This window comes from Lawsonibacter sp. LCP25S3_E2 (assembly GCF_052117285.1).
Classification (GTDB): domain Bacteria; phylum Bacillota; class Clostridia; order Oscillospirales; family Oscillospiraceae; genus Lawsonibacter.
This window is the reverse complement of record NZ_JBQKJL010000002.1, coordinates 141,654-167,140: the sequence shown is the minus strand read 5'-3', so window position 1 is coordinate 167,140 and position 25,487 is coordinate 141,654. Positions and strand designations below refer to the sequence as shown.

Genomic DNA, 25,487 nt, shown 5'->3' with positions numbered 1-25,487 from the left:
GAGATGAAGTGGCTGTTCAATTTTCTCCGGGGGATGGTGGTGATCCAGGTCACCGTGCCCTTTCCCGAGCGGTTTGTCAACCTGTGTGCCCAGGAAAATCTGGAATTTTGGGCCATGGACTGGCTGGACGGGAACACCGTCCGCCTCACTGCCCGGCGGCGGCACCGGGACCGGATCCTGGAGCTGGCCGGACAGCTGGGGGGCGAGGGAGCGGTGGAGCGCAGCCGGGGCCTGCCCGATTTTTTGGCGCGCTTTCGCACCCGCTATGCCTTTTTGCTGGGGCTGGGGCTTACCCTGTTGGCGGTGCTTGTGTTTTCCCGGTTTGTCCTCACCATCGAGGTGAAGGGCAACGAGCGGGTGCCTACGCCGGTCATCCTGACCCAGCTGCGCCTTTTGGGGGTGCACCCAGGGGTGTATGGCCCGGCTCTGGAGCGCAAACAGCTGGCCCAGGACGCCCTGGTGGAGCTGCCTGAGCTGTCCTTTATGGCATTAAACCTTCACGGCACCCGCCTGGAGGTCATCGTACGGGAGGTGGTGGAGCCCCCAAAACGGGTGGATGTGGCCGAGAACATCGACCTGGCCGCCCAGGCCGACGGGCTTGTTTTGAAGGTGGAGCCCGAGCTGGGGGACAGCCTGGTGAAGGCGGGGGACACGGTGGCAAAGGGGGACATTCTCATTTCCGGCACCGTCACCATGGAGCCGCCCCTTTACAGCGACGCCCCCACCCGCTACTTCCAGACCCACGCCCGCGGGCGGGTATGGGCCCGCACCTGGCGCACCCTCACCGCCTCCATCCCCCTCACCGCCCAGGGCAAGGACTACACCGGCCGGGAGGCAAGCTGCTGGTCGCTGAACGTCTTTGGCCGGCGCATCGAAATTTTCGGAACCACTAGCATTTCCTGGCCCATCTATGATAAAATAACCACAGTACGTCAGCTTCCCCTGGACATAAGCCTCCAGCGGGAGGTGTTTCGGGAATATGAGCCCGTCGCCCTCGCTCTGGACCAGCAGGCCGCTCAAACTATGCTGGAGCAGCGCCTGAGAAAGCAGCTTCATACCCTCATTGGAGAAGATGGCACCGTGTCCGCCAGCCGGTATGAGGCCAGGGTGGAGGGGGAGACGCTGGCGGTCACCCTATACGCCGAGTGCCGGGAGGAGATCACCACCGAACAGCCCGGACGGGCGCTGCGTGAATTTCAGGGGGCACAGGCCCCCACAGGATAAGGCAGGAGATCAATACCAATGACAGAACAGACCATCAGCCTGGAGCGGCTGGAGGAGACCATCAACGTCTTCGGCTCCTTTGATGAAAACATCCGCCTCATTGAGCATGAGCTGGGGGTGACGGTGGTAAGCCGGGATTCCCAGCTGAAGGTGGCGGGGGAGGACCCGGAGGGCGTCATGCTGGCCGTCCGGGCCATTGAGAACCTCATGCAGCTGGCCTCCAAGGGGGAGACCATCCATGAGCAGAACGTGCGCTATATCATCCAGCTGGTGCGGGAGGGCAAGGAGAGCCAGATCGTCAGCCTGGCCGCCGATGTGCTGTGCATCACCGCCAAGGGGAAGCCCATCAAGGCCAAGACCCTGGGCCAGAAGAAGTATGTAGAGGCCATCCGGGACAATGTGGTCACCCTGGGCATCGGCCCGGCCGGTACCGGCAAGACCTATCTGGCGGTGGCCGCGGCGGTGGCCGCCTTCCGGGCCAAGGAAATTAACCGCATCATCCTCACCCGCCCCGCCGTGGAGGCGGGGGAGCGGCTGGGCTTCCTGCCCGGCGATTTGCAGAGCAAGGTAGACCCCTATCTGCGCCCCCTGTACGATGCCCTCTTTGAAATGCTGGGCCCGGAGACTTATCAGAAATACCTGGAGCGGGGCAACATCGAGGTAGCCCCCCTGGCCTATATGCGCGGGCGCACCCTGGACGACTCCTTCATCATCCTGGACGAGGCCCAGAACACCTCACGGGAGCAGATGAAGATGTTCCTCACCCGCCTGGGCTTCGGCTCCAAAATCGTCATCACCGGCGACGTCACCCAGATCGACCTGCCCGGAGACAAGGTCTCCGGCCTGCGGGAGGCCATGCGGGTTCTCAAGGGCGTGGAGGGCATTGCCATCATGCGCCTGGGAGAGGCCGACGTGGTCCGCCACGCCATGGTGCAGAAGATCATCAAGGCCTATGAGGCCGATGAGCAGCGCCGGGAAAAGAAGGAAAAGCGGTAAGGAGATTTTTTCATGGTACAAGAGACAAAGCGGTTCCTCTCCTATATCTGCCCCCACTGCCTGCAGTCGGTGATCGTGGAGCGGGACCTGTTTTCCCTGGCGGCCCAGCCCGCCCACATCAAATGCCCCTGCGGCAAGTCGGAACTGCTGGTGGAGTTTCTGCCCAATCGGGTGCGGCTGAAGGTACCCTGCCTCTTCTGCGGGCGGGAGCACGAGGTGTCCTGTTCCTCCCAGGCGTTCATCCGGGAGAAGGCCCTAGCCTTCTCCTGTGCCCAGTCGGGGCTGGATTGCTGCTACGTGGGGGAGGAGGGCCCCGTCTACGCCGCCACCGCCCGGCTGGAGCAGGCGGTGGACAAGCTGGGGGAGGACGCGGCCAAGGACGGCGCATTCCTCGACCCCCTGGTGATGGAGGAGGTCCTGGGGGAGATCCGGGACATTGCCAAGCGGGGGGGCATCTCCTGCGCCTGCGGGTCGAAGAAGTGGACCTTCCGGGTGAATTTCAGCTCCGTGGACCTTCTCTGCCAGGACTGCGGGGCCGAAATGCGCATTCCCGCCGCCACCGCCGACGATATTGACGACATCTGCTGCAAGACTACGCTTCTCATTCGGGGAAAGGACAAAACATGAGCACATTTTATGAGTGCAGCTTCCGCCTGTCCGGCCTGGACGTGGACGGGCGGGGACACTGCAAGGCGTCAGCCCTCTTGAACCACCTGCAAAACGCCGCCACCCTGGCCGCGGAGGATGGGGGCTTTGACCGGGAAGTCCTTGTGGAGCGGTACGGGGCCTTCTGGATGCTGGCCCGGTCCTGGTTCCGGCTGTCCCGGCCCCTTCACTATGAGGACAAGCTCACCATCCGCACCTGGCACCGGGGCGGCCACGGGGCCATCATGTACCGGGACTATGACATCTTCGCCGGGGACGAGCAGGTGGGCGAATCGGTGTCCGCCTGGGTGCTGGCCAGCCTCAACGGCCATAAGCTCATGCGGCTGGGTGCCATTACTGAGCTGGCGGGCACCAGCGGAGAGGAGCTGTGCAAGACCATGACCCTCTCCAAGCTCCACCGGCCTGACGGCCTTCAGAGCGTGGACTGTCGGAAGATGCGCTACAGCGACACCGACGTAAACGGTCACGTGAACAACACCCGCTACGCCGACTTTATCTGTGACGCGGTGGAGCTGGAGAAGCTGCCGGAAAACCGTTTTCTGGCGGAGATGCAGATCGGCTATCTGGCCGAGTGCCGCCCTGGGGAGGTGCTGGACATCCAGTGTGCCGGCCAGGGGGATGGACGGTTTGTGTTAGGGGTGGATGAGGCGGGGAAATCCCGATTTGAGTCCGCCATGATTTTCGGTGAACTCTTTTCTTGACAGGATTTCCCACAGAGGTTACAATAAATCTAATATCCATTCACGGAAGAATGCGGCCCCGGAAACGGGGCGGAAAAGGAGTTGTTTGAGTATGGTCAATCAGGACGCCGCTCAGAAGTTCGTCAAGCAGGGGCTGACCTTTGACGATGTGCTGCTCATCCCTGCCGCCAGTGATGTGCTGCCCGCCGACATTGATCTGCACACCCGCCTGACAAAGAAGATTCGTTTGAATATCCCTCTGATCAGCGCCGCCATGGATACCGTTACCGAGTACCGCATGGCCATCGCCATCGCCCGTGAGGGCGGCATTGGCATCATTCATAAAAATATGTCCATCAGCCAGCAGGCTGAGCAGGTGGACATGGTCAAACGCAGTGAGAACGGCGTCATCACCAATCCCTTCTGGCTGGGCCCAGGCCACACCCTGGCTGAGGCCGACGAGCTGATGGCTAAGTACCGCATCTCCGGCGTGCCCATCTGTGACAATGGCCGGCTCATCGGTATCATCACCAACCGCGACATGAAGTTTGAAACCGACATGTCCAAGCTCATCGACAACGTGATGACCAAGGAGAACCTGGTCACCGCGCCCGAGGGCACCACCCTGGCCGAGGCCAAGGAGATCCTCCGTCAGCATAAGATCGAGAAGCTGCCCATCGTGGACAGCGAGTTCCGCCTGAAGGGCCTCATTACCATCAAGGACATCGAGAAGGCCGAGGTCTACCCCAACTCCGCCCGTGACGAGAAGGGCCGTCTGCTGGTGGGCGCCGCCATTGGTGTTACCGCCGACGTGCTGGACCGGGTGGCCGCCCTGGTGGAGGCCGGCGCCGACGTGCTGTGCCTGGATTCCGCCCATGGCCATTCCCAGAACATTATCAACTGCGTCAAGCGCATTAAGTCCCTGTACCCCGACGTGCAGCTCATCGCCGGCAACGTGGCCACCGCAGAGGGCACCCGCGCCCTCATCGAGGCGGGCGCCGACTGCGTGAAGATCGGCATTGGCCCCGGCTCCATCTGTACCACCCGTGTGGTGGCCGGTATCGGCGTGCCTCAGATCACTGCCGTCTACGACGCCGCCTGCGTGGCTGCGGAGTACGACATCCCCATCATTGCCGACGGCGGCGTGAAGTTCTCCGGCGACATCGCCAAGGCTCTGGCTGCCGGCGCCAGCGTGGTCATGCTGGGCTCCCTGCTGGCCGGCTGTGAGGAGTCTCCGGGGGACACCGAGGTGTTCCAGGGCCGTCAGTTCAAGGTCTACCGGGGCATGGGCTCCCTGGCCGCTATGAACCACGGCTCCAAGGACCGCTACTTCCAGCAGAACAACAAGAAGCTGGTGCCCGAGGGCGTGGAGGGCCGTGTGCCTTACAAGGGACTGGCCAGCGAGACCATTTACCAGCTCATGGGCGGCCTGAAGGCCGGTATGGGCTACACCGGCTGCCACAATGTGGAGGAGCTGCACACTAAGGCGCAGTTCATGCAGATCACGGCTGCCGGTCTCCGGGAGTCTCACCCCCACGATATCTACATCACCAAGGAAGCTCCCAACTACACCGTCAACCCCACCTAATAGGCAGAGAAAACCCCCGGCCGTCTGGCCGGGGGTTTTTTGTTTATTCGGTTTTGCCGAAGTTCTGATAGAGGAAGGTGACGATCTGGCTGCGGTCACAGATCGCCTCCGGGGAGAAGGCAGCTTCCCCGGTGCCGCTGGTGATGCCCTCCTGCACGGCCCAGGCCACCGCCTGAGCATAGTCGGCATCGGGGTCAACATCGGAAAAGGCGGGGGCGTCCATCTCAGGGGCCCCGGCCAGCTTCCACAGGAAAACCATGGTGTTGGCGCGGGTGCAGGGGGTATCTCCCGAAAGCTGGGGGCCGGAAACCAGGCCCTGCTCATAGGCCCAGAGGGCGGGGGTCCGGTACCAGGCGTCCTCGGCAACGTCGGAGAAGGGATTGTCCGTTGTGGTGGGCTGGGGAGAACCGGCCGCACGCCACAGGAAGGTGAGGATCTCCGCGGTGGTACAGGTTTTTTTCGGGGAGAAGGTATTGCTTCCCGTACCGCTGGTGACGCCCTGTTCCACGGCCCAGGCCACGCTCTTGGCGTACCAGGCGTTGGCGGCCACGTCAGAGAAGGCGGCGGGCTGCTCCGGCTCCTGGGGCTCCGTCTGCCCGCCCGATTCTTCGGTGCTCTCAGAGCCGCTCTGGGCCTGGGAATCAATTTTCACATAGAAGCGCCAGAAGTAGTAGTAGTCCGGTTTTTTGGATTTGGGATAGTGGGCCTGGAAATCCACCCGGTACATCTGTCCCTCGACCGCGTCAGGGAGGGAGAAGGTGTGGGAGCCCCGTTCCTCCACTTTCAGGATGTTCTGGGGGTTGCTGGCCCCATTGACCCAGGTGCCGTCGTCCAGCAGGTACTTTCCGCCCCAGTCGGTCTCGGAGTAGACGTAATAGGTAAGCTCCTCCTCCAGCTCCACCGGCTCGTCGGGGGTGAGGCTATTTTGCTTTTCGATTTTCCGGGCATATTTGGCCTCGATCTGCGCCTTGTCCATCTCCTCAAAGGACACCACGGAGATGGTCAGGTAGCAGTCCTGTACGCCGCCCTGGTTAAACAGGGTCAGGGATGCGTCCGCCGGGATGGTATAGTAGCCCTCCACCGGATAGGTGTTGAAGGTCCCGGATTTCACATAGTTGACTCCCACGTGAAAGCTCTCCTCCACGGAGGGGTAGTCGGCGCTCTGGCCGTCGGCGTCCAGGAACTGATAGGCAATGGGCTTGATCCCATCTTCCAGGGTCAGATCCGGAACAGCTGCCGCGGGGGTGCACATCAGCCCTGCCAGCAGGGCCGCGGACAGCAGCCGGCAGCAGGCAGAGCGGAGGCGTTTTTTCATGAAAAATCTTCCTTTCCAATGAAATAGGCCCGGAAGGAAAAGAGGCCGGGCCGTCAAGGGACTGCGCGCGGCAGTCCAGGCAAATTTTAACAGAAAGGGATGGAAAATACAAGGGAATTTCCAGGATCGTTGGGGTGTTTTCCATATTTTTTATTATATCTGAACCAGATCCAGGGGGATTTTGAAGGTTTGTGGACCGGAAAAAAGCGCCCTTCTCCAAAGGGGAATGGCCTGCCGCGCTTGTTTCCCAGGGCTTTTTTTCCCCGGAAAAGTGTGGTACAATGTCCCATACGAATGTTTGAGAGAGGAGGGGCCCTATGTTCAAGGTCATTCTGGGCCGGGCGGGCAGCGGCAAGACGGAGCTGGTGCTGCGGCGGCTTTGTGCGGCAGGACAGGCGCGTCCTCAGGTGCTCCTGGTCCCCGAGCAGCAGTCCCATGAGGCTGAGCGGGCCCTGTGCCGCTCCGGCGGGCCGGAAATCAGCCTTCGGGCAGAGGTGCTGTCCTTTTCCCGCCTCTGCAACCGGATCTTTCACACGGCGGGGGGACTGGGAGAGGAGGAGCTGGACGAGGGAGGACGGCTGCTGCTCATGTACCGGGCGGTGCAGAGCCTGAGCACCCAGCTGAAGGTCTATGGCCGGCCTTCCAAACGCGCCCCCTTTCTCCAGTCCCTGCTGGCCACGGCGGACGAGCTGAAGGGGGCCTGCATCCCCCCGGACAAGCTGCTTCAGGCCGGACAGGACAACCCCGGACCCGAGGGAGACAAGCTCTTTGACCTGGGGCTGATTCTGGGGGAGTATCAGGCTCTCACCGCCCTGGGGGCCCTGGACCCCCGTGACCGGCTCACCCGTGGGGCGGATAAGCTGCTCACCTGCCCCTGGGGGGAGGGCAAGGACTTCTGGCTGGACGGCTTTACCGACTTTACCCCCCAGCAGCGCCGGGTGCTGGAGCTGCTTATGGCCCAGGGGGCCAACATGACCCTCACCCTCACCTGCGACCACCTGGAGGAGGACGAGGGGGGCACCGGGATCTTTTCTCCCGCCCGCAAGACCGCCCGCCAGCTGCTTTCTCTGGCCCAAAAGCGGGGGATACCCTGTGAAGTAGAATACCTTGTCAATGTGGAAACGGGAAAGAATCCCGCGCTGGTTTATCTGGAACAGAACCTCTTTGCCCAGGAACGGGTGGAACCGGTCCCCGCCGAAGGGGCGGTGGAGCTCTTCCGCGGCCGGGACCGGCGGGGCGAGGTGGAGTGGGCCGCCGGGCGGATGCTGCAGCTGGTCCGGGAGGAGGGCTTCCGCTTCCGGGACATGGGCGTGGCCGCACGGGACTACGCTTCCTACCGGGACCTCATCGAGTCGGTGTTCCCCCGGTATGGGGTACCGGTGTTCTCCTCGGCCATGACGGACATTTTGGAAAAGCCGGTGCTGGCCCTGGTCACCGCCGCGTTGGAGACGGCGGCGGGGGAGTACCGCTATGAAGACGTGTTCCGCTATTTAAAAACGGGCCTCACCGACTTGCCGGAGGAGGACCGGGACCTTTTGGAAAACTATGTGCTCCGGTGGGACATCCGGGGCAGCCGCTGGACGCAAAAGAAGCCCTGGCCCTGGCACCCGAAGGGGTATGGCCTTCCCTGGAGCGAGGAGGACAAGGCCCTGGTAGAGCGGCTGGACGCAGCCCGGCGCCAGGTGGCCGGGCCCCTGGAACGTCTGCGGAAAAATTCCTTGAAAACCGGAGAGGGTCAGGCGAAAGCACTTTACATGTTTATGGAGGAGATCGGCCTTCCGGAGCGGCTGGACGACCGGGTGCGGCAGCTGGAAGAGCGGGGACAGCCCGCCCTTTCCGAGGAGTACCGCCAGCTCTGGGATATCCTGAAGCTGGCTTTGGAACAGTGCGCCCAGCTTTTGGGGGAGGCCCCTATGGAGCTGGAGGAATTCTCCAAGCTCTTCCGTCTGGTGCTCTCCCAGTATGACGTGGGCACTATCCCTGTGTCCCTGGACCGGGTGACGGCGGGAGAGCTCCAGCGGCTCACCGGCCACCCGGTAAAGGTGCTGTTTCTGCTGGGGGCGGACGACAGCTCCCTGCCCCAGGTGAGCGACAGTCCGGGCCTTCTCTCCGATGACGACCGGGCGCTGCTGGCCAGCTACGGCCTGGAGGCGGAGCAGAGCCAGCGGGACCTGCTTTACCGGGAGATGACCTCCATCTACCTGATCTGTGCCCGGCCCAGGGAAAAGCTGCTGGTGTCCTGGCCTGACCTGGGCCCCGGCGGGGAGGAGCGGCGGCCCAGCTTTCTGGTGAGCCGCCTGGAGCTGCTCTTTTCCGACGCAGCGGTGTGCCGGGAGGAGGACCTCCACGGTTCCTTCCGTCTGCAGGCTCCGCTGCCCGCCCTGGAGCTGGCGGGAAGCAATCTGGCGGTGTGCCGGGCCCTGGAGAATGTCCCAGGGCTGGAGCGGCCCCTGGAAGGCCTGCGCCGGGCAGCCCGCTGGCAGCGGGGCAGCCTGTCCACGCAGGCGGCGGAGAGGCTCTACGGGCGGAAGGTGCCCATGTCTGCCTCCCGGATGGACAAGTATAAATCCTGCCACTTCTCCTATTTCATGCGCTATGGGCTCCGGGCAGAACCCCGCAAGCCTGCGGGCTTTACAGCGCCTGAATATGGTACCTTTGTCCACTATGTATTGGAGCATGTCCTCCAGGATGAGATGTTTCAGCAGACCACCATCCCCGGTATGGAGGACACGGCGGACGTTGACCGCCAGGCCCGGCTGCGGGCGCTGACGAAAGCGGCGGTGGAGCGCTATGTCACCGAGGAGCTGGGGGGGCTGGAAGGCCAGACGGCGCGGTTCCAGTACCTGTTCCGGCGGCTTCTGCGCACGGTACAGGCGGTGGTGGACAACGTGGCCCAGGAGCTGCTGTGTTCCAAATTCAAACCCATCTCCTTTGAGCTGGGCTTTGGCCGGGGCGGAGACCTGCCCCCGGTGGAGCTCACTGTAGACGGGGTGACCCTCAGCATTTCCGGCTTTGTGGACCGGGTGGACGGCTGGGTGGAGGATGGAAAGCTCCATCTGCGGGTGGTGGACTATAAGACCGGGCGTAAAAGCTTTGACCTCACCGAGGTCTGGAACGGCCTGGGGCTTCAAATGCTCCTGTACCTCTTCACCCTGGAGGAGAAAGGACAAGCCCTTTACGGTCTGCCCGTGGAGGGGGACGGGGTCCTGTATCTCCCGGCGCGGGAGGCCATCGTCCGGGGCAGCCGCACCATGGGGGACGAGGAGCTTCAAAAGAAGGTGGACAAGGAGCTGACCCGCAGCGGCCTTGTGGTGGACGACCCCAACGTACTGGAGGCCATGGAGGCTGCCGGGGAGGGGGGCTACCGCTTCCTGCCCCTGAAGGTGAGCAAATCTACCGGGGCCATCACCGGTGAGGCCCTGTGCAGTGCCGAACAGCTGGGCAAGCTGGGCCGGCACATCCAGAAGGTGCTGGAGGAGATCTGCCGGGAGCTGAAAGCGGGCAACATCGCCGCCGACCCCTTCTGGCGCAGCCCGGAGAAAAATGCCTGCCGCTACTGTGACTACGCCGCCGCCTGCCACTTTGAGCCCGGCCGGGGCGGGGACTGCAAGCGGTGGCTGCCCGGCCTCAGCGCCCAGGAGTTCTGGACGCTGGTGGAGGAAACAAAAGGTTAGGAGATCATATCGCCATGGAACAAAACAAAAACATTCTCATTATCAACGATATGTGCGGCTACGGCAAGGTGGCCCTGGCCGCCATGCTGCCCATTCTGTCCAGCATGGGCCACAGCGTCTATAACCTGCCCACCGCCCTGGTGTCCAACACCCTGGACTACGGCACGTTCCATATCCTGGATACCACCGATTATATGGTGAAGGCCATCGCCGCGTGGAAGCAGCTGGGGTTCCAGTTTGACTGCATCACCACCGGCTTTTTGGCCTCGGCGGCCCAGGTGGGCATCATCCGGGACTTTATCGCCTCCCAGAAGAAGGAGGGACTTTTGGTGATGACCGACCCCATCATGGGGGACGAGGGGAAGCTCTATAACGGCGTGGACGCCGAGACGGTAGACAACATGCGCCGATTGCTGGGGGTGGCCGACGTGATCGTCCCCAATCTCACGGAAGGGGAATTTCTCACCGGCCAGTGCGAGGGCAAGCAGGCCCTCACACGGGACGAGGCCCGGCGGATGGTGGACGGCCTTCTCTCCTTTGGTCCCAGGAGCGTGGTCATCACCAGCGGCAAGGAGGCGGAGACGGGCAATTCCGTGGTCTGGGGCTACGACCACCACAGCGGGGAGTACTTCACCATCCCCTACCGCCTCATTAAGGTCCATTTTCCAGGGACCGGAGACATGTTTTCTGCGGTGCTGGCCGGGGAGCTGCTGGCTGGCAAGTCCTTCCCCCGTGCGGTGAAGCGGGCTATGGACGTGATCGAGCGGCTCATTTTCCTGGAGCAGGACGAGATCGAAAAGAACAAGGGCATCCGCATTGAGCGGTTTTTGGACATTTTGAAAGAATAAAATATTTCGAACCGGCGGCGTAGCCGCCGGTTCGAGAAGGATTGCACGCATGCGGCGAAACTCCTTGCAGGAGGGCTTTCTCTCCGCAGGCTGAAAAAAGAAAAAGGAAGCGAGAGATATGTGGATCGTATTAGCTATGCTGTCCGCGGGCTTTGCCGCCCTGACGGGCATTTTCGCCAAACTGGGCATGGAGGGCATCAACTCCAATCTGGCCACCGCCATCCGTACGGTGGTGGTGCTGGTGATGGCCTGGGGGATCGTGTTCCTTACGGGCAAGCAGGCGGGGATCGCCGACATCACCACCAAGGGCTGGACCTATCTCATTCTGTCCGGAGCAGCCACGGGTCTCAGCTGGCTGTGTTACTTCTATGCCCTCCAGCTGGGAGAGGCCAGTAAAGTGATTCCCATTGACAAGTTCAGCGTGGTCCTCTCCATGGTGCTGGCCTTTGTGGTGCTGGGGGAGAAGGTGACCATGACCAAAATCATCGGGGGCGTGCTCATTACCCTGGGCACCTTTGTGATGATTCTGTAAGTGATTGAGAGGAGGCGGGGGCCATGGCCTTTCCCCTGACACAGGAACAACGGGATATTGTAGACGACCGGGGCGGGGAGCTGCTGGTGTCCGCCGCCGCCGGGTCGGGCAAGACACGGGTGCTGGTGGAACGGCTGCTGGACCGGGTGACCGGGGAGGGGCTGGACATCGACCGCTTCCTGGTCATCACCTACACCAAGGCCGCCGCCGGAGAGCTGCGGGGGCGCATCGCCCAGGAGCTGTCCAAGCGCCTGGGGGAGCAGCCCAACGACCGGCATCTGCGCCGCCAGACCACCCTGGTCTACAAGGCCCAGATCTCCACCATCCATTCCTTCTGCTCCGCTCTGCTGCGGGAGAGCGGCCACCTGCTGGACCTGGACGGGGACTTCCGGCTGTGTGACGAGGGAGAGAGCGCCGTCCTCCGCTCGGAGGTCCTGGAGGAGGTGTTGGATGGCCGGTATGAGGACCTGGAGGAGGGCAGCCCCTTTGCCCGTTTGGCCGACACCCTGGGGGCGGGCCGGGACGACAGCCGTTTGGCCCAGATCGCCATGGACATCTTCCTCCGGGTGCAGAGCCACCCTGACCCCCGCCGCTGGCTGACCCAGCAGAAGCAGCTCTGGAGCCTGGAGGGGATCGGCGACCTCAGTGAGACCCCCTGGGGCGCCCTCCTCCTGGAGGACGCCAAACGCCAGGCCGCCTTCTGCCGGGAGCGGCTTGGAAAGGCTCTTTCCCTTACAGCGGGAGATGAGCTGCTGGAGCAGAATTACGCCCCGTCCCTCTCCGCCACCCTGGAGGAGGTGGAGGCTCTGCTGAGGGCCAACACCTGGGACGAGGCGGCCGGGCACATGCCCATCCCGTTCCCCGCCGCCGGGCGGAAGAAGAAGCGGAAGGTGGAAGTGAGCCCCATGGAGGAGGAGGCCGCCCTCCGGGCCGGGGAGGAGCTGAAGGCCATCCGCACCCGATGCAAGAAGCTGCTGGACAAGGTGGCCGAGGCCATGGAGGGGGACACCGCCGCCCTGCTGGAGGAGTTATCTTTGTCCCGCCCGGCGGTGCAGGCCCTGATGGACCTGGTGCTGGACTTTGGGCAGGCTTACGCCAAGGAAAAGCGCCGCCGGGGGGTGCTGGACTTCTCCGACCTGGAGCATTTTGCCGTGGAGCTGCTGGTGGGGGAGGACGGACAGCCCACCCAGCTGGCCCAGTTCTGGAGCAGCCGCTATGACGAGATCCTGGTGGACGAGTACCAGGACACCAACCAGGTGCAAAACGCCATCTTCTATGCCATTTCCGATGAGGGGCGGAAGCTCTTTGAGGTGGGGGACGTGAAGCAGTCCATCTACCGCTTCCGCCTGGCCGACCCCACCATCTTTCTGGACAAGTACCGCCGCTTCCCCATGGGGGATGAGGCGCAGGAAGGAGAACCCCGCAAGCGGCTCCTCTCCCGGAACTTCCGCTCCCGTGGGGTGGTGCTGGAGGGGTGCAATGACCTGTTCCGAAGCATTATGTCAACAGAATTCGGCGAGCTGGACTACACCGATGACCAGGCCCTGGTGCCGGGGAAGGAGTTTCTGGGCGAGCCGGAGGACTACGCCCTGGAGCTACACGCCCTGGACCTGTCCTGCCTGGGGGACCAGGAGGGGGAAAAGGAGAGCAAGGACCTGCTGGAGGCCCGGTTTGCCGCCCGGCGGATCCGGGCGCTGCTGGATAAGCCGTTGATGATCGAGGAGGGGGAGGGCCTGCGGCCGGTGTGCCCCTCCGACGTAATGATCCTGCTGCGAAGCCCCGGTACGGTACTGCACCACTACCTGCGTGCTCTGGGGGAGGAGGGCATCCCCTGGACGGCGGAGGGGGGCGGGGACTTCTTTGAGACTACCGAGGTGCAGGTGGCCCTGGCCATCCTCCAAGTGGTGGACAACCCCCGCCAGGACGTGCCTCTGCTGGCTGCCCTGCGCTCGCCGGTGTACGGTTTTACCGCCGACCAGCTCTCGCTGCTGCGCGCGGAAAGCGATGGGGACTTCTACACCGCCCTGGTGAAGGGAGCCGAAAAGGGCGATGAGGACTGCCGGCGCTTCCTTCAGGACCTGGAGGAGCTGCGCTTTGGGGCGGGGGAGCGCACCTGCCGCCAGCTCATCTGGCACATCTATGAGAAAACCAACATCCTGGGGCTGTTCGGGGCTATGGAGGGGGGCGCGGAGCGCCGGGACAACCTGCTCTGCCTCTACGCTCTGGCCGGACAGCTGGAGGAGGGGGGCTGCCGCAGTCTCTTTTCCTTCCTGCTGCGCCTGCAGCGCCTGCGGGAATTGGGTTCCCGGTTCCCGGCCCCAGGAGGGGGCGGGGGAGACGGGGTGTCCATCCTGTCCATCCACCGCTCCAAGGGCCTGGAGAAGCCGGTGGTGCTGGTGTGCGGCCTCACCCGGCGCTTAAACCGGGAGGACCTGATGGGTCCGGTGCTGTTCCATCCGGTGCTGGGGGTGGGCCCCAAGGGCCTGGACCGGGAGCGGATGGTGGAGTATGAGACGGTGGCCCGCCGTGGGGTGAAGCGGGCGCTGGAACGGGAGATGATGGCCGAGGAGCTGCGCCTTCTGTATGTGGCCATGACCCGAGCCAGGGAAAAATTGATTCTCACCGCCGCCCTCCCCGACGGGCTCAATGCCCTGAAGCGGCTGGGGGAGGACCTGTCCCTGCCCATCCCACCCATGGTGCTGGAGGGGCAGCAGAGCGTGGGGGCCTGGGTGCTGCTCCACGCCCTCACCCGCCCGGAGGGGGAGGCTTTCCGCACCCTGGCCGGAGCAGCCGAGGTGGTGGCCCAAACCCTGGGCCCCCGGTGGGAGATCCGCTGGGTGGAGGGCCAGGGGCTTATGGAGCCCTCCCGGCGGGAGGGGCGGCTCACAGACCTGCCCCAGGAGGACCAGGACCAGCTGGAGGGACTGGGGGAGCGGCTTTCCTGGGAATATCCCCACCAAAAGGCCGCCTTTGTCCCTTCCAAGCTCACCGCCACCCAGATCAAGGGCCGGGCCCTGGACCGGGAGGCGGCGGAGGAGGCCCAGGCTCCTACCCGCAGGGGAAAACCCTTGACACGGCCTCAATTTATTGCAAAAGAGCGGGGCCTCACCCCTGCCCAGCGGGGTACCGCCCTCCACCTGGCTATGGAATACCTGCCATTGGAGGGGGAGCACAGCGAAGAGGCCATCGCCGCAGAGCTGGACCGTCTGACGGCGCAGGGCTTTCTCACGTCCCTCCAGCGTGAGGCCATCGATGCGGGAAAGCTCTCCGCCTTCTGGCAAAGCCCCATTGGAAGGGAAATGTGCCGGGCAAAGGAATGCCGCCGGGAGTTCAAGTTCTCCCTGCTGGTGCCGGCCCAGGACTACTACCCCGGCCTGGAGGGGGAGGAAATCCTCCTCCAGGGCGTCATTGATGCCTGGTTTGAGGGGGAGGACGGCCTCACCGTTCTGGATTTCAAGACCGATCAGGTGCGTCCCGGCAAAGAGCGGGAACGGGCCGAGGAGTACCGCCCCCAGCTGGAGGCCTATGGAAAGGCCCTGTCCCAGATTTTGGGGCGGGAGGTTAGGCGGATGGTGCTGTGGTTCTTTGAGACGGATACCGCTGTGGAAGTTTGAGTGTTTTGCCTGCGGGCAGGGATGGAGTGGTTTCGCCGCCGGGGCGGCGAAACCAAATAAAACCCTTTGCACGTTAATCGGTGCAAAGGGTTTTTCCTTGCCGGGATAATTCTGGGGAGATGGGCCTTTACCCCCGCCTGGGGCGGCGGCGCGTCCCCTGTTCCTCCACCAGGATGATGTCCTCCCCAAACCGGCGCACCGCGTTCCAGGGGATGTACCGGTCCTCCTCCCGGCCCAGAAGGCCGAACAGCCGCCGCCGTCCCGGCACCACCAGGGCCCGCACCTGGCCGCTGTCCAGGTCCACCTCCATATCTCCTACAAAGCCGAAGCGGCTGCCGTCCTCCACGCTGATGACTTCCTTATAGCGAAGCTCCGCGATCCTGGTCTCCATGGTCCTGTCCTCCTTGCTGGCATGATCTGATTGGTTCAGACTATGCGCCCTCCGGCCCGTCCTATGTCAAAAAAACGCCCCGGCCTGTTTGCCGGGGCGCTTGAAGTTAGATTGGGTTCTCAGCCCTCCAGAAGGCCCTTTTCCACCAGAAATTCATGGGCCACCTCCTGGACGCCGCGGCCGTCCACGTCCACGGCGTAGGTGAGCTCCACCATGTCCTCGCTGGTGACCTGGCCGGTGAGCAGCTCCAGTACCTGCTCCAGGTTGGGAGCCACATCGTAGAAGTCCTCAAACAGGTCGTTTCGCACCAGGAAAGCTCCGTAATACTCGGGGAAGAAGCCCAGGTCGTCCTCCAGAATGGTGAGATTGGCCCGTTTGTTGAGCCCGTCGGTGGCGTAGACCACCATGGCGTCAAAGGAGCCCGACTCCACGGCGTTATATTTGAGCACCACGTCCACCGGAGTGGCCGACTGGAACGTTAGGCCGTAGAAATCCACGAAGGGCTGGTATTTCATGCTGCCCTCCTCGGTAAAGAACTCGTGCTCCGCCCCAAACCGGAGGGAGGAGGCGATGGGCACCAGGTCGGAAATTTTGCTCACCCCGTACTGGTCCACCACATCCTGGGTGACCCCGATGGCGTAGGTGTTGTTGAGGCCCACCTTGCCCAGCATGTGAAGGCCCTCCCGCTCACTGACCGTCTCATTGACAAAGTCGTAGAGGGTCATCCCCTCCGGGATGTCGGTGGTGTCCAGGCCCAGGAACGTGGTGAGGATGGTGCCGTCATAGCTGAACATCAGATCACAGCTGGGGGTTTCTCCCCTAAGCTCGTTGTGGTTATTGACCTGGGTCATCTGGTCCAGAATGACCACCTCCAGGTCGGTTTTGTCCTCCACCAGCTGCTCCACCATGGCGTGCATGAGCTTTACCTCGGAGTAGTCCCCGTCGTAGAGGGTGAGCTGGCCGGAGGTGTCGGCGGGCAGGAGCATATAGGCCACCAGGGCCACCCCCGCCAGGGCCAGGGCCCCCGCACCCGCCGCTTTTACCGGGGCGGGGAGCTTCTTGCGGCTGTGGGAGGACAGCCGCCGCTCCACATAGCCCAAAAGGGCGTCCAGCACCAGGGCCATGAGCATGAGTACCCCGGTGCCCGCCAGAAGCATGGGGGTATCCTTCTGACGGATGGCGGTGTAGAACAGCCCGCCCAGGCCGCCCCCGCCCACGAAGGCGGCAAAGACGGCGGTGCCGATGGCGTTGACGGCGGCAATGCGGATGCCCGTGACCACCATGGGGAAGGCCAGGGGGAGGTCCACATGGGTCATGCGGTAGCTGCGGCGCATGCCCATGCCCGCCGCAGCCTCTTTCAGGTGGCCGGGGACCTGCTGAAGGCCCAGGCAGGTGTTGCGCACGATGGGCAGCAGGGAATAGAGGGCCAGGCCCAGCATGGCCGTGGGGGAACCGGGGTCCATCACTACCATGATGAGGCCCAGCAGGGCCAGGGCGGGGATGGTTTGGATGAGGTCCACCACCCAGAGAATGACTTTTCCGAATTTGGGGGACAGGTAGGCCAGAAGCCCCAGGGGCACCCCGGCGGCAATGGCCAGGGTCAGTGCGGAGAGCACCAGGGACAGGTGGTCCCAAATCATAGACAGGCTCATGGACTCACCCTGCCTTTCCCCATGGTGCGCCGGGTGACGTACCGCTGGAGCAGATCCACCAGGGCGCCCAGCACCAGGGCCAGAACGGCGGCGGGAATGGCCCCCTGGAGGATGAGGGCGTTGTTGTTGGAGCTGACCCCTTTATAGATAAAGTCCCCCAGTCCGCCCAGGCCGATCATGGCGGCCAGCACCGCCCAGGAGACGGTGTAGACGGTGGACATGCGCAGCCCCCCGATGATGGAGGGCAGGGCCAGGGGCAGCTCCACCCGCCACAGGCGCTGGAGCTGGTTCATGCCGCAGCCACGGGCTGCTTCTTTATATTGCTGATCCACTCCATTGAGGCCGGTGACGGTGTTTTTCAGCACCGGGAACATGGCGTAGATGGACAGGGCGATGATCACCGTGGCGGGGGTCATGCCCAGGTAGATAAAGAGCAGGCCGATAAAGACGATGCCCGGCACGGTGTTCAGAATGGACAGCAAAGGCAGCAGGTACCGGGACAGGGTGGGCAGCCGGGAGAGCCCTATGCCGATGGACACCCCCAGCACAAAGCCGATGGCCACGCACACTAGGGTGTAGCCGGTGTGCACCAGGGTGGCGTGAAGAATGGACATCAGAACATCGCGCATCGTCTCACCCCCACAGCTGCTCGGCCATGGCGGAGGCCATACTGGTTTTGGTGACAATGCCCGCCACGGTCTGGTCCTCGTTGAGGACCACCAGATAGGGGAAGCCGCTGGAAATGAGCTGGTCGAAGCACTCCTTGGCGTTGTCCCCCACGTGGACCACCGGGGTGGTGCTGCGCACCAGGGGGCCGATGGTCTTGACCACATGGCCGGTGAGGCGGATGTCGGCGATGGAGACGGTGCCCTGATACCGCCGGTACTCGTCCACCACCAGCAGGGTGTCCACGTTATAGTGCTGCATGCGGCTGACACACTCGTTGATGCCCCGGTTCTGGTTGACGGTGACGATGCCTGTGCGCATGAAGTGGTCCACGGTGAGCTCGGCAGGGGAGGGCCCGGTGTGGTGCTTGCCCAGAAACTCCCGGATCTGGTCGGTGGCGGGGGACTCCAGCATCTCCTCCGGGGGCGCCATCTGGACGATGCGGCCGTGGTCCATGAAGATGATGACGTCGGCCAGGTCCAGAGCCTCCTCCATGTCGTGGGTGACGAAGATGATGGTCTTATTGAGCTTTTGCTGCAGGTTCTTCACCTCCAGCTGGAGAGAGCGCCTTGTCATGGGGTCCAGAGCGGAGAAGGGCTCATCCATGAGCACAACCGGCGGGGAGGCCGCCAAAGCCCGGAGGATACCGATGCGCTGCTGCTGGCCGCCGGACATCTCGCTGGGGTACTTGTGGGCGTACTGGTCATAGGGCAGGCCCACCATCTCCAAAAGCTCCCGGACCACCTGGTCGCACTTGTCCTTCGGCCACTTGAGAAGCTTTGGCACCACGCAGATGTTCTGGTGGACCGTCATGTTGGGAAACAGGCCGATCTGCTGGATGACGTAGCCCGTGTGCCGCCGCAGCTCATAGCGGTCGATGGTGGCGATGTCCTTCCCATCCAGATAGATGCGGCCGCTGTCGGGCTGGATGAGGCGGTTGATCATCTTCAGGGTGGTGGTCTTGCCGCAGCCCGAGGGGCCGATAAAAACGGCAAACTGGCCCTGCTCAATTTCAAAGGAAATGTCGTTTAAAATGGTTTGTCCTCCGTAGGACAGATTCACGTGTTCAAAGCGAAGCAAAGTGACCTCCTTTTCCGGGCCCCGCCGATGGGGGCTGGGGTGGCCGGACAGCAAAAAAGGCCGCCCCGAGGCAGCCTTTTGGATCTCTTCATTTGGTGCCCTGGGTGGGTGTCCGGCATAATGTACAATTACAGTATAAAACTTTTCGCAAAAACTGTCAAATGAAGAAAATGTAAACGTTTGTCGAGGGACGTAAACCCGCTGCAAAGAAAAAGCGGAAGGGTTTCTTAAGAAAACTTTATCAAATCTTAAAGCTTTTCCCAGTCCATCCTTAACATTCCCCTGCTAGAATCCAGGTATACGATCCGCAGGGAGGTATTGTTATGAACTGGTTATTCCCCGCCGCTCTGGCGCTGACAGGTGCTATGGGCGTAGTGATGGCCCTGTGGGGCCTTTGGTATCTGGCCGGAGGGGCCTTGTGCTGGAAGAAGGCGGAGGACTACGGCTGGCACCCCGCCCGGACAAAGTTTGCCGTCCTCATCGCCGCGCGCAATGAGGAGCTGGTCATTGGCCCGCTCATCAATAGTCTGCTTACCCAGAACTATCCCCCCGAGCTCTATGACATCTGGGTGCTGCCCAACAACTGTACCGACAACACCGCCCTGGCCGCCCGGAACTTTGGCGCCAAGGTGCTGGAGTTTCCCGGTCAGGCCCACAGCAAGGGGGAGGTACTTCAGTTTGCCTACCACCGCCTCCGGGGCCGCCGGTACGATGCCTACTGCGTCTTTGACGCGGACAATGTGGTCCACAAGGATTTCCTGATGGAGATGAACCACGCCTATATGGCCGGGGCACGGGCGGCCCAGGGCTTCCGGGACAGCAAGAACCCCTATGACACCGCCATCTCCGGCAGCTATTCCATCTACTACTGGATGATGAACCGCTTCCACAACGCCGGGCGAAGCGCCCTGGAGGTCTCCGCCATGATCGGCGGGACGGGCTTTATGGTGTCCCAGCGCCTGCTGGACAAGCTGGGGGACTGGCAGGCCCAGACCATCAGCGAGGACCTGGAGCTCACCGCCCAGACCATCCTGGCCGGAGAGCGGGTGCGCTGGGTGCCGAAGGCCATCACCTATGACGAGCAGCCCAACTCCTGGGAGCAGTCCTTCAAGCAGCGCCGCCGGTGGACCAGCGGCACCATTCAGGTGGCCCGTGCCTATTTCCCGGCGGTGGTCCGGGAGATGGGGAAACAGCCCCGCCTGGGCCTGGCCGACCTGGGGGCCACCCTCATCATCCCCGCCTACCAGATCTCCGCCCTGGCCAGCATGGCGGTAGGCGCCCTGGCGGCGGCTATGAGCTGCCTCACGGTGCAGGGGGCCATTCTGGCGGCTTTGGCGGCCGCGGCGGCCAACCTGGGCTCCGCCGCTCTTACGGCCACCGCCCTGGCTGCCATCGTCATCACCATGGAGGGAAAGTGGGACCGCCGTCTGCTGCCCGCCCTGGGGTTCTACTGGCTGTTTTTGCTCACGTGGCTTCCCATCACAGCGGCCAGCTTCCTGAAAAACACCACCGTGTGGGAGGAGATCCGCCACACCCGGAACGTGGCCCCCGAGGCCATGGTGCGGTGAGGCTTTATCATAGAAAACCGCCGGAGGACATCCTCCGGCGGTTTTTTGATGGGGTTCTTACTTCTCAGGGGCAAAGTGGCTCTTGTCGGCGCCGCACAGGGGGCAGACGTAGTCGTCGGGCATGGGGCCCTCCACGGCCTCATCGTAGATGAAGCCGCACAGATCGCAGACCAGTTTCATGGCTATCGCTCCTTTCTGATAAATTTCAGCTCAGCGGCTCAAAGTCGCTGGCGGGACGGCGGCAGATGGGGCAGACAAAGTCCTCGGGCAGGGTGTCGCTCTCATAGATGAAGCCGCAGATCTTGCACACAAAGCCGCGGGGCTTGTCCTGGGGGGCTTCCTCCTGGGCGGGGGAAGGCTCCTCTCCCTTGACGGAGGCCGCCAGAACCTGGGCCAGGGCCTCCAGCTCCTGCTCCTGGCCGGGGGCCAGAGCGGACTTCAGGGTGACGGGGGCCTCCAGCAGCTCCATGTTCTTCATCTGGCACAGAAGCTCGCTCATCAGCTTGCCGCTGGCAGGGGCCCAGGAGCCGTTCTGAATGAGGGCCACAGTGCGGTTCTGGAAGTTGTGGTGGCACAGGTCCCGCATGAGGTGCTCCATGGTGTCAAACAGGCCGTTATTGAAGGTGGGAGCCGCAAAGACGATATGGCTATATTTGAAGCACTCGGCCAGGACATAGGAGTAGTGGGTGACGGACACGTCGTACATCTCCACCTTCACCCCCAGCTCACTGAGGCGGCAGGCCAGGATGTTGGCGGCGGTCTCGGTGCCGCCGTAGATGGAGGCGAAGGGGATGAGCACGCCCTTGACCTCGGGCTCGTAGGCGGCCCACTTGGCGTACTTGTCCACGATGAGGGAGAAGTCCTTACGCCACACGGGACCGTGGAGGGGGCAGATCATCTGGATGTCCAGGGCGGCGGCCTTCTTCAGCAGGGCCTGGACCTGGGGGCCGTACTTGCCCACGATGTTGGTGTAGTAGCGCCGGGCCTCATCCATCCAGTCCCGCGCAAAGTCCACCTCGTCGGCAAAGAGGTAGCCGTTGAGGGCGCCGAAGGTGCCGAAGGCATCGGCGGAGAAGAGGATCTTGTCGGTGGAGTCATAGCTCACCACCACCTCGGGCCAGTGGACCATGGGGGCGGAGACAAAGGTGAAGTTGTGCCGGCCGGTGCACAGGGTGTCCCCCTCGCCCACCAGAACGGCGCCGCTGGGGTCGGTGCAGTGGAACTGGCGGATCAGATTCACCGCCTTGCCGTTGCAGACGATCTTCGTCTCCGGGTGGCGGATGAGCAGATCGCCCAGGGTGGCGGCGTGGTCGGGCTCCATGTGGTGGACCACCACATAGTCCAGCTTCCGGCCCCCGAGGGCGTGGTCCAGGTTTTCGAAGAACTGGGTCTGGACGGCCCGGTCCACGGTGTCAAACAGGACGGTCTTTTCATCCAGCAGCAGGTATGCGTTGTAGGACATGCCCCGAGGCACGGGGTGGGCAGCCTCAAAAACGGGGGACTGCCGGTCGTTGCCGCCGATCCAGAGGAGATCTTCGGTGACCTTGCGGATACAATACATCTATTATGACCTCTCTTTCCGATGGTTTTTTACCATCCCTCATCATATCACAAATTGGGGAAGAGGGGGAGGATTTTTTCCGAAAAGAAGAAATTTCTTCACTTTGGAAAACCTCGTTGAAAACCGGCGGAAAATTTCGTATAATATAGCGACGCTTAGTAAACAAAAAAGGAATGAAGCAGGATGTATCGCATTGACATTATGACATTATTTCCCGATGTGGTGGGAGATATGCTGTGCGAGTCCATTTTGGGCCGGGGGCAGGAGCGGGGCTATATCCGCATCGAGTGCCACCAGATCCGGGACTACACGGTCAATAAGCAAAAGCAGGTGGACGACTACCCCTACGGCGGGGGCCGGGGTGCGGTGATGCAGGCCGACCCGCTCTTTCGGTGCTGGGAGCACATCTGCAATGAGGCGGGGGAGCGGGTGCATACCATCTATATGTCCCCCGCGGGCAAGACCTTCACCCAGAGTGACGCCCGGCGGCTGAAGGCGGACTATGACCGGCTCATCCTGGTGTGCGGCCACTACGAGGGCATTGACGAGCGCTTTATTGAGGAGTGCGTGGACGAGGAGATCTCCCTGGGAGACTTTGTGATGACCGGGGGAGAGATCCCCGCCATGGCCGTGGCCGACGCGGTGTGCCGCCTGGTGCCCGGAGTGCTGTCCGACCCCTCCTGCTATGAAAATGAGAGCCACTGGAACGGCATGCTGGAGGCCCCCCAGTACTCCCGGCCGGAGGTGTGGCACGGTCGGGCGGTGCCGCCCATTCTGCTCTCGGGCAACCACGCCAAGGTGGACCAGTGGCGGCGCAAGCAGTCCATCCTCCGTACCCGCCAGCGCCGCCCCGACCTCTACGAAAAGCTGGACCTCACCTCCAAAGCCGACCGCAAGCTCCTTCAGGAGCTGGAGGCGGAGCTGCAGGCCGAAGCGGGCGGGGGAGAGGACTGATTTCCCCTTTACTTTCCCGCCGGACTATGGTAAACTATTTACACGAATATAATTTTTAAGATTATGTCTGGAGATGGAACACATGAGTTTTAAAATTGTAGTGGACAGCTGCTGCGACCTCACCCCCCAGATGCTGCAGGACCCCTGCTTTGTAAAAGTCCCTCTGACCATCCGGGTGGATGAGAGCACCTTTGTGGACGACGAGACCTTTGACCAGGCCGATTTGCTGTGGGCCATGCACCACAGCGAGCACGCCCCGTCCACCTCCTGCCCCTCTCCCCAGGCATATCTGGACGCCTACCAGGGGGTGGACGACGTCTATGTGGTCACCCTGTCCGCCCTGCTCAGCGGCTCCCATAACAGCGCCGAGCAGGCCCGGATGATGCTGGAGGAGGACGAGCCCCAGGTGAACGTCCATGTGTTCAACTCCTGCTCCGCCGCCTCCGGCGAGGTGCTGGTGGCCCTGAAGATCCGGGAGCTAGCTTCCTCGGGCATGGCCTTTAAGCATGTGGTGCGGGAAGTGGAGCAGTTCATCTATAAGATGCAGACCTTGTTTGTGCTGGAGTCGCTGGAAAACCTGCGCAAGAACGGGCGCCTGACGAAGCTGCAGGCGGTGGTCACCGGGGCGCTGAAAATCAAGCTCTTTATGGGCGCCACCCCCGAGGGAGAGATCTGCAAGCTGGGCCAGGCCCTGACCATCAAGCAGGCCTTGGGCAAGATGGTGGACAAGGTGGCCTCTGACCCCGAGCACAAGGGCCGCAAATTGATCCTCAGCCACTGCAACTGCCTGGAGCGCGCCTTCCAGGTGAAGAAGATGCTGGAGGAAAAGTGCCAGCTGTCTGAGGTGATCATTGTGGATGCCAAGGGCATCACCACCGTCTATGCCTATGACGGCGGGGTCGTCATCGCGTACTGAGCCGTTCCGGTTTTCCTGCGTTTCGCCGCCTGCGGGCGGCGAACTTATTTCCAGAGGCGGTCCGGGGGTGCCGGACCGGAAGAAAAGTATAAGAGGTGTTTCAAATGGCAATGGATCGTTCCCAGGCCTGGGAGCTGCTGAAGGAATATAACAAGGAGCCCTTCCACCTGCGCCACGGGGTGACCGTGGAGCATGTGATGGGGTGGTATGCCCGTGAACTGGGCTATGGGGACGAGGCGGCGTTCTGGTCCCTGGTGGGCCTTCTCCACGACGTGGACTTTGAACAGTGGCCCGAGGAGCACTGCGTCAAGTGCCAGGAGCTGCTGAAAGGCGCCGGGGCGGAGGAGCGCCTCATCCGGGCGGTGGCCTGCCACGGCTGGGGCCACTGCGTGGACATCAAGCCCGAGCACGAGATGGAAAAGGTCCTCTTTGCCGCCGACGAGCTCACCGGCCTCATTGGGGCCGCCGCCCTCATGCGCCCGTCCAAAAGCACCAAGGACATGGAGCTCAAGTCCCTGAAAAAGAAGTTCAAGGACAAGAAGTTTGCCGCCGGCTGTTCCCGTGACGTGATCGCCCAGGGGGCGGAGCTTCTGGGCTGGGAGCTGGACAAGCTGCTGGAGCTGACCCTGCGGGCCATGCAGGAGGAAGAGGACGCCATTGAGGAGGCTCTGGGCTGAAAATCCCCGGAAATCGGCAAAAATCCCCCCAGATGGGCTTGCAAAGGCCACCTGGGAGTGATATAATGTTTGCGCTTTTGATTTGATCAAACAAGAAGGGAAGATTTTCATGTCCGGACATTCCAAGTGGCACAATATACAAAAGACGAAGGGCGCGGCAGATGCAAAGCGCTCCCAGATTTTTACCAAGATCGCCCGTGAGATGATCGTGGCCGTCAAGACCGGCGGCAGCGGCGATCCTGCCAACAACTCCCGCCTGGCCACCGTCATCGCCAAGGCCAAGGCGGCCAACATGCCCAACGACAACATCAAGCGCACCATCGACAAGGCGCTGGGTTCCGGCAACACCGACAACTTCGAGAGCGTGGTCTACGAGGGCTACGGCCCCAACGGCGTGGCCGTCATCGTGGAGGCTCTGACCGACAACCGCAACCGCACCGCTCCTGAGGTGCGCCACCTGCTGGACAAGTACGGCAAGGGCCTGGGCGCCACCGGCTGCGTGTCCTGGAGCTTTGACCGCAAGGGCGTCATTGTGCTGGACAGCGAGGACCTGGACGAGGATACCGTGATGATGGACGCTCTGGAGGCCGGCGCCGACGATATGCAGGCTGACGACGAGGTCTTTGAGGTCTACACCGATCCCGACGCCTTCTCCGCCGTCACTGAGGCCCTGGAGCAGAAGGGCTACACCTTCCTGGAGGCCGGTGTGCAGATGGTCCCCCAGAACTATGTGAAGCTCACCGATGAGGGCGACATCAAGAACATGGAGAAGCTCATCGACCTGCTGGAGGACAATGACGACGTGCAGAACGTCTATCACAACTGGGAGCAGGACTAACCTACTTTTTTCGAGAAAAAAGTAGGCAAAAAAGCTTCCTACGAAGC

21 protein-coding genes are annotated in these 25,487 nt (G+C 62.6%); 14 read left to right on the top strand and 7 right to left on the bottom strand.

Going from position 1 to position 25,487, the window contains the following annotated elements:
- The first annotated feature begins 3 nt into the window (after positions 1-3).
- The 5 genes from ACTQ3R_RS02985 to guaB all read left to right on the top strand — a co-directional run bounded on the left by ACTQ3R_RS02985 (position 4) and on the right by guaB (position 5,154).
- Positions 4-1,224, top strand: coding sequence for a sporulation protein YqfD (locus tag ACTQ3R_RS02985; protein WP_441777917.1), 1,221 nt, complete (start codon positions 4-6; stop codon positions 1,222-1,224).
- Positions 1,225-1,242: 18 nt separating this feature from the next.
- Positions 1,243-2,220 carry a PhoH family protein gene (locus ACTQ3R_RS02980; protein WP_441777916.1) on the top strand — a complete coding sequence of 326 codons (978 nt, stop codon included), beginning with the start codon at positions 1,243-1,245 and terminating at the stop codon, positions 2,218-2,220.
- A 12-nt stretch (positions 2,221-2,232) separates the two neighbouring features.
- Positions 2,233-2,847 carry a hypothetical protein gene (locus ACTQ3R_RS02975; protein ID WP_441777915.1) on the top strand — a complete coding sequence of 205 codons (615 nt, stop codon included), beginning with the start codon at positions 2,233-2,235 and terminating at the stop codon, positions 2,845-2,847.
- Complete coding sequence (locus ACTQ3R_RS02970; protein WP_441777914.1) at positions 2,844-3,587, top strand: acyl-[acyl-carrier-protein] thioesterase; 744 nt, start codon at positions 2,844-2,846, stop codon at positions 3,585-3,587. Before ACTQ3R_RS02975 ends, ACTQ3R_RS02970 begins: the two co-directional genes overlap by 4 nt.
- Positions 3,588-3,678: 91 nt before the next feature.
- On the top strand, positions 3,679-5,154 hold the full coding sequence (gene guaB, locus ACTQ3R_RS02965) for an IMP dehydrogenase (protein ID WP_441777913.1): 1,476 nt from the start codon (positions 3,679-3,681) through the stop codon (positions 5,152-5,154).
- A 43-nt stretch (positions 5,155-5,197) separates the two neighbouring features.
- On the opposite strand, the gene ACTQ3R_RS02960 is transcribed toward guaB, so the two are convergent.
- Positions 5,198-6,469 (bottom strand): S-layer homology domain-containing protein, encoded by a 1,272-nt coding sequence (locus ACTQ3R_RS02960; RefSeq protein ID WP_441777912.1) that lies wholly within the window; start codon positions 6,467-6,469, stop codon positions 5,198-5,200.
- 317 nt (positions 6,470-6,786) lie between these two features.
- On the opposite strand from ACTQ3R_RS02960, the gene ACTQ3R_RS02955 reads away from it, so the two are divergent.
- The 4 genes from ACTQ3R_RS02955 (at position 6,787) to addA (ending at position 15,137) form a co-directional block, all read left to right on the top strand.
- The gene (locus ACTQ3R_RS02955) at positions 6,787-10,143 is read left to right on the top strand and encodes a PD-(D/E)XK nuclease family protein (protein WP_441777911.1); all 3,357 of its coding nucleotides are present in this window, start codon (positions 6,787-6,789) and stop codon (positions 10,141-10,143) included.
- A gap of 14 nt (positions 10,144-10,157) precedes the next feature.
- Entirely contained in the window at positions 10,158-10,991 is an 834-nt protein-coding gene (locus ACTQ3R_RS02950) for a pyridoxamine kinase (protein WP_441777910.1), read from the top strand.
- 118 nt (positions 10,992-11,109) lie between these two features.
- On the top strand, positions 11,110-11,523 hold the full coding sequence (locus ACTQ3R_RS02945; protein WP_441777909.1) for an EamA family transporter: 414 nt from the start codon (positions 11,110-11,112) through the stop codon (positions 11,521-11,523).
- A 23-nt stretch (positions 11,524-11,546) separates the two neighbouring features.
- Positions 11,547-15,137, top strand: coding sequence for a helicase-exonuclease AddAB subunit AddA (gene addA / locus ACTQ3R_RS02940; RefSeq protein ID WP_441777908.1), 3,591 nt, complete (start codon positions 11,547-11,549; stop codon positions 15,135-15,137).
- A 127-nt stretch (positions 15,138-15,264) separates the two neighbouring features.
- On the opposite strand, the gene ACTQ3R_RS02935 is transcribed toward addA, so the two are convergent.
- The 4 genes from ACTQ3R_RS02935 to ACTQ3R_RS02920 form a co-directional block, all read right to left on the bottom strand.
- Complete coding sequence (locus ACTQ3R_RS02935) at positions 15,265-15,528, bottom strand: YlmC/YmxH family sporulation protein (RefSeq protein WP_441777907.1); 264 nt, start codon at positions 15,526-15,528, stop codon at positions 15,265-15,267.
- Between the two features lie 119 nt (positions 15,529-15,647).
- Positions 15,648-17,180 (bottom strand): glycine betaine ABC transporter substrate-binding protein, encoded by a 1,533-nt coding sequence (locus ACTQ3R_RS02930; protein WP_441777906.1) that lies wholly within the window; start codon positions 17,178-17,180, stop codon positions 15,648-15,650.
- Positions 17,177-17,809, bottom strand: coding sequence for an ABC transporter permease (locus ACTQ3R_RS02925; RefSeq protein ID WP_441777905.1), 633 nt, complete (start codon positions 17,807-17,809; stop codon positions 17,177-17,179). Before ACTQ3R_RS02925 ends, ACTQ3R_RS02930 begins: the two co-directional genes overlap by 4 nt.
- A 4-nt stretch (positions 17,810-17,813) precedes the next feature.
- Positions 17,814-18,926, bottom strand: coding sequence for a betaine/proline/choline family ABC transporter ATP-binding protein (locus ACTQ3R_RS02920; RefSeq protein WP_441777904.1), 1,113 nt, complete (start codon positions 18,924-18,926; stop codon positions 17,814-17,816).
- A gap of 323 nt (positions 18,927-19,249) precedes the next feature.
- Between ACTQ3R_RS02920 and ACTQ3R_RS02915 the strand changes: the two genes are divergently transcribed.
- Positions 19,250-20,494, top strand: coding sequence for a glycosyltransferase family 2 protein (locus ACTQ3R_RS02915; RefSeq protein WP_441777903.1), 1,245 nt, complete (start codon positions 19,250-19,252; stop codon positions 20,492-20,494).
- Positions 20,495-20,551: 57 nt separating this feature from the next.
- On the opposite strand, the gene ACTQ3R_RS02910 is transcribed toward ACTQ3R_RS02915, so the two are convergent.
- Positions 20,552-20,674: a rubredoxin gene (locus ACTQ3R_RS02910; protein ID WP_441777902.1), complete on the bottom strand. Its 123-nt coding sequence runs from the start codon at positions 20,672-20,674 to the stop codon at positions 20,552-20,554.
- 25 nt (positions 20,675-20,699) lie between these two features.
- Positions 20,700-22,055 (bottom strand): MBL fold metallo-hydrolase, encoded by a 1,356-nt coding sequence (locus tag ACTQ3R_RS02905; RefSeq protein ID WP_441777901.1) that lies wholly within the window; start codon positions 22,053-22,055, stop codon positions 20,700-20,702.
- A gap of 183 nt (positions 22,056-22,238) precedes the next feature.
- Here ACTQ3R_RS02905 and trmD point away from each other — a divergent pair, with 183 nt between their 5' ends.
- The 4 genes from trmD to ACTQ3R_RS02885 all read left to right on the top strand — a co-directional run bounded on the left by trmD (position 22,239) and on the right by ACTQ3R_RS02885 (position 25,440).
- A complete protein-coding gene (gene trmD, locus ACTQ3R_RS02900; protein WP_441777900.1) occupies positions 22,239-23,009 on the top strand; it encodes a tRNA (guanosine(37)-N1)-methyltransferase TrmD in 771 nt (256 codons plus the stop codon).
- Between the two features lie 82 nt (positions 23,010-23,091).
- Positions 23,092-23,925 carry a DegV family protein gene (locus ACTQ3R_RS02895; RefSeq protein WP_441777899.1) on the top strand — a complete coding sequence of 278 codons (834 nt, stop codon included), beginning with the start codon at positions 23,092-23,094 and terminating at the stop codon, positions 23,923-23,925.
- A gap of 104 nt (positions 23,926-24,029) precedes the next feature.
- Positions 24,030-24,602 carry a hydrolase gene (locus ACTQ3R_RS02890; protein ID WP_441777898.1) on the top strand — a complete coding sequence of 191 codons (573 nt, stop codon included), beginning with the start codon at positions 24,030-24,032 and terminating at the stop codon, positions 24,600-24,602.
- Between the two features lie 109 nt (positions 24,603-24,711).
- Complete coding sequence (locus tag ACTQ3R_RS02885; RefSeq protein ID WP_441777897.1) at positions 24,712-25,440, top strand: YebC/PmpR family DNA-binding transcriptional regulator; 729 nt, start codon at positions 24,712-24,714, stop codon at positions 25,438-25,440.
- Positions 25,441-25,487: the final 47 nt, after the last annotated feature.

What these genes read in the sequence shown, in the direction of transcription:
- ACTQ3R_RS02985 (WP_441777917.1), top strand. Translation starts at nt 4, where the DNA reads ATGAAGTGGCTGTTCAATTTTCTCCGGGGGATGGTGGTGATCCAGGTC.
- ACTQ3R_RS02980 (WP_441777916.1), top strand. Translation starts at nt 1,243, where the DNA reads ATGACAGAACAGACCATCAGCCTGGAGCGGCTGGAGGAGACCATCAAC.
- ACTQ3R_RS02975 (WP_441777915.1), top strand. Translation starts at nt 2,233, where the DNA reads ATGGTACAAGAGACAAAGCGGTTCCTCTCCTATATCTGCCCCCACTGC.
- ACTQ3R_RS02970 (WP_441777914.1), top strand. Translation starts at nt 2,844, where the DNA reads ATGAGCACATTTTATGAGTGCAGCTTCCGCCTGTCCGGCCTGGACGTG.
- guaB (WP_441777913.1), top strand. Translation starts at nt 3,679, where the DNA reads ATGGTCAATCAGGACGCCGCTCAGAAGTTCGTCAAGCAGGGGCTGACC.
- ACTQ3R_RS02960 (WP_441777912.1), bottom strand. Translation starts at nt 6,469, where the DNA reads ATGAAAAAACGCCTCCGCTCTGCCTGCTGCCGGCTGCTGTCCGCGGCC.
- ACTQ3R_RS02955 (WP_441777911.1), top strand. Translation starts at nt 6,787, where the DNA reads ATGTTCAAGGTCATTCTGGGCCGGGCGGGCAGCGGCAAGACGGAGCTG.
- ACTQ3R_RS02950 (WP_441777910.1), top strand. Translation starts at nt 10,158, where the DNA reads ATGGAACAAAACAAAAACATTCTCATTATCAACGATATGTGCGGCTAC.
- ACTQ3R_RS02945 (WP_441777909.1), top strand. Translation starts at nt 11,110, where the DNA reads ATGTGGATCGTATTAGCTATGCTGTCCGCGGGCTTTGCCGCCCTGACG.
- addA (WP_441777908.1), top strand. Translation starts at nt 11,547, where the DNA reads ATGGCCTTTCCCCTGACACAGGAACAACGGGATATTGTAGACGACCGG.
- ACTQ3R_RS02935 (WP_441777907.1), bottom strand. Translation starts at nt 15,528, where the DNA reads ATGGAGACCAGGATCGCGGAGCTTCGCTATAAGGAAGTCATCAGCGTG.
- ACTQ3R_RS02930 (WP_441777906.1), bottom strand. Translation starts at nt 17,180, where the DNA reads ATGAGCCTGTCTATGATTTGGGACCACCTGTCCCTGGTGCTCTCCGCA.
- ACTQ3R_RS02925 (WP_441777905.1), bottom strand. Translation starts at nt 17,809, where the DNA reads ATGCGCGATGTTCTGATGTCCATTCTTCACGCCACCCTGGTGCACACC.
- ACTQ3R_RS02915 (WP_441777903.1), top strand. Translation starts at nt 19,250, where the DNA reads ATGAACTGGTTATTCCCCGCCGCTCTGGCGCTGACAGGTGCTATGGGC.
- ACTQ3R_RS02910 (WP_441777902.1), bottom strand. Translation starts at nt 20,674, where the DNA reads ATGAAACTGGTCTGCGATCTGTGCGGCTTCATCTACGATGAGGCCGTG.
- ACTQ3R_RS02905 (WP_441777901.1), bottom strand. Translation starts at nt 22,055, where the DNA reads ATGTATTGTATCCGCAAGGTCACCGAAGATCTCCTCTGGATCGGCGGC.
- trmD (WP_441777900.1), top strand. Translation starts at nt 22,239, where the DNA reads ATGTATCGCATTGACATTATGACATTATTTCCCGATGTGGTGGGAGAT.
- ACTQ3R_RS02895 (WP_441777899.1), top strand. Translation starts at nt 23,092, where the DNA reads ATGAGTTTTAAAATTGTAGTGGACAGCTGCTGCGACCTCACCCCCCAG.
- ACTQ3R_RS02890 (WP_441777898.1), top strand. Translation starts at nt 24,030, where the DNA reads ATGGCAATGGATCGTTCCCAGGCCTGGGAGCTGCTGAAGGAATATAAC.
- ACTQ3R_RS02885 (WP_441777897.1), top strand. Translation starts at nt 24,712, where the DNA reads ATGTCCGGACATTCCAAGTGGCACAATATACAAAAGACGAAGGGCGCG.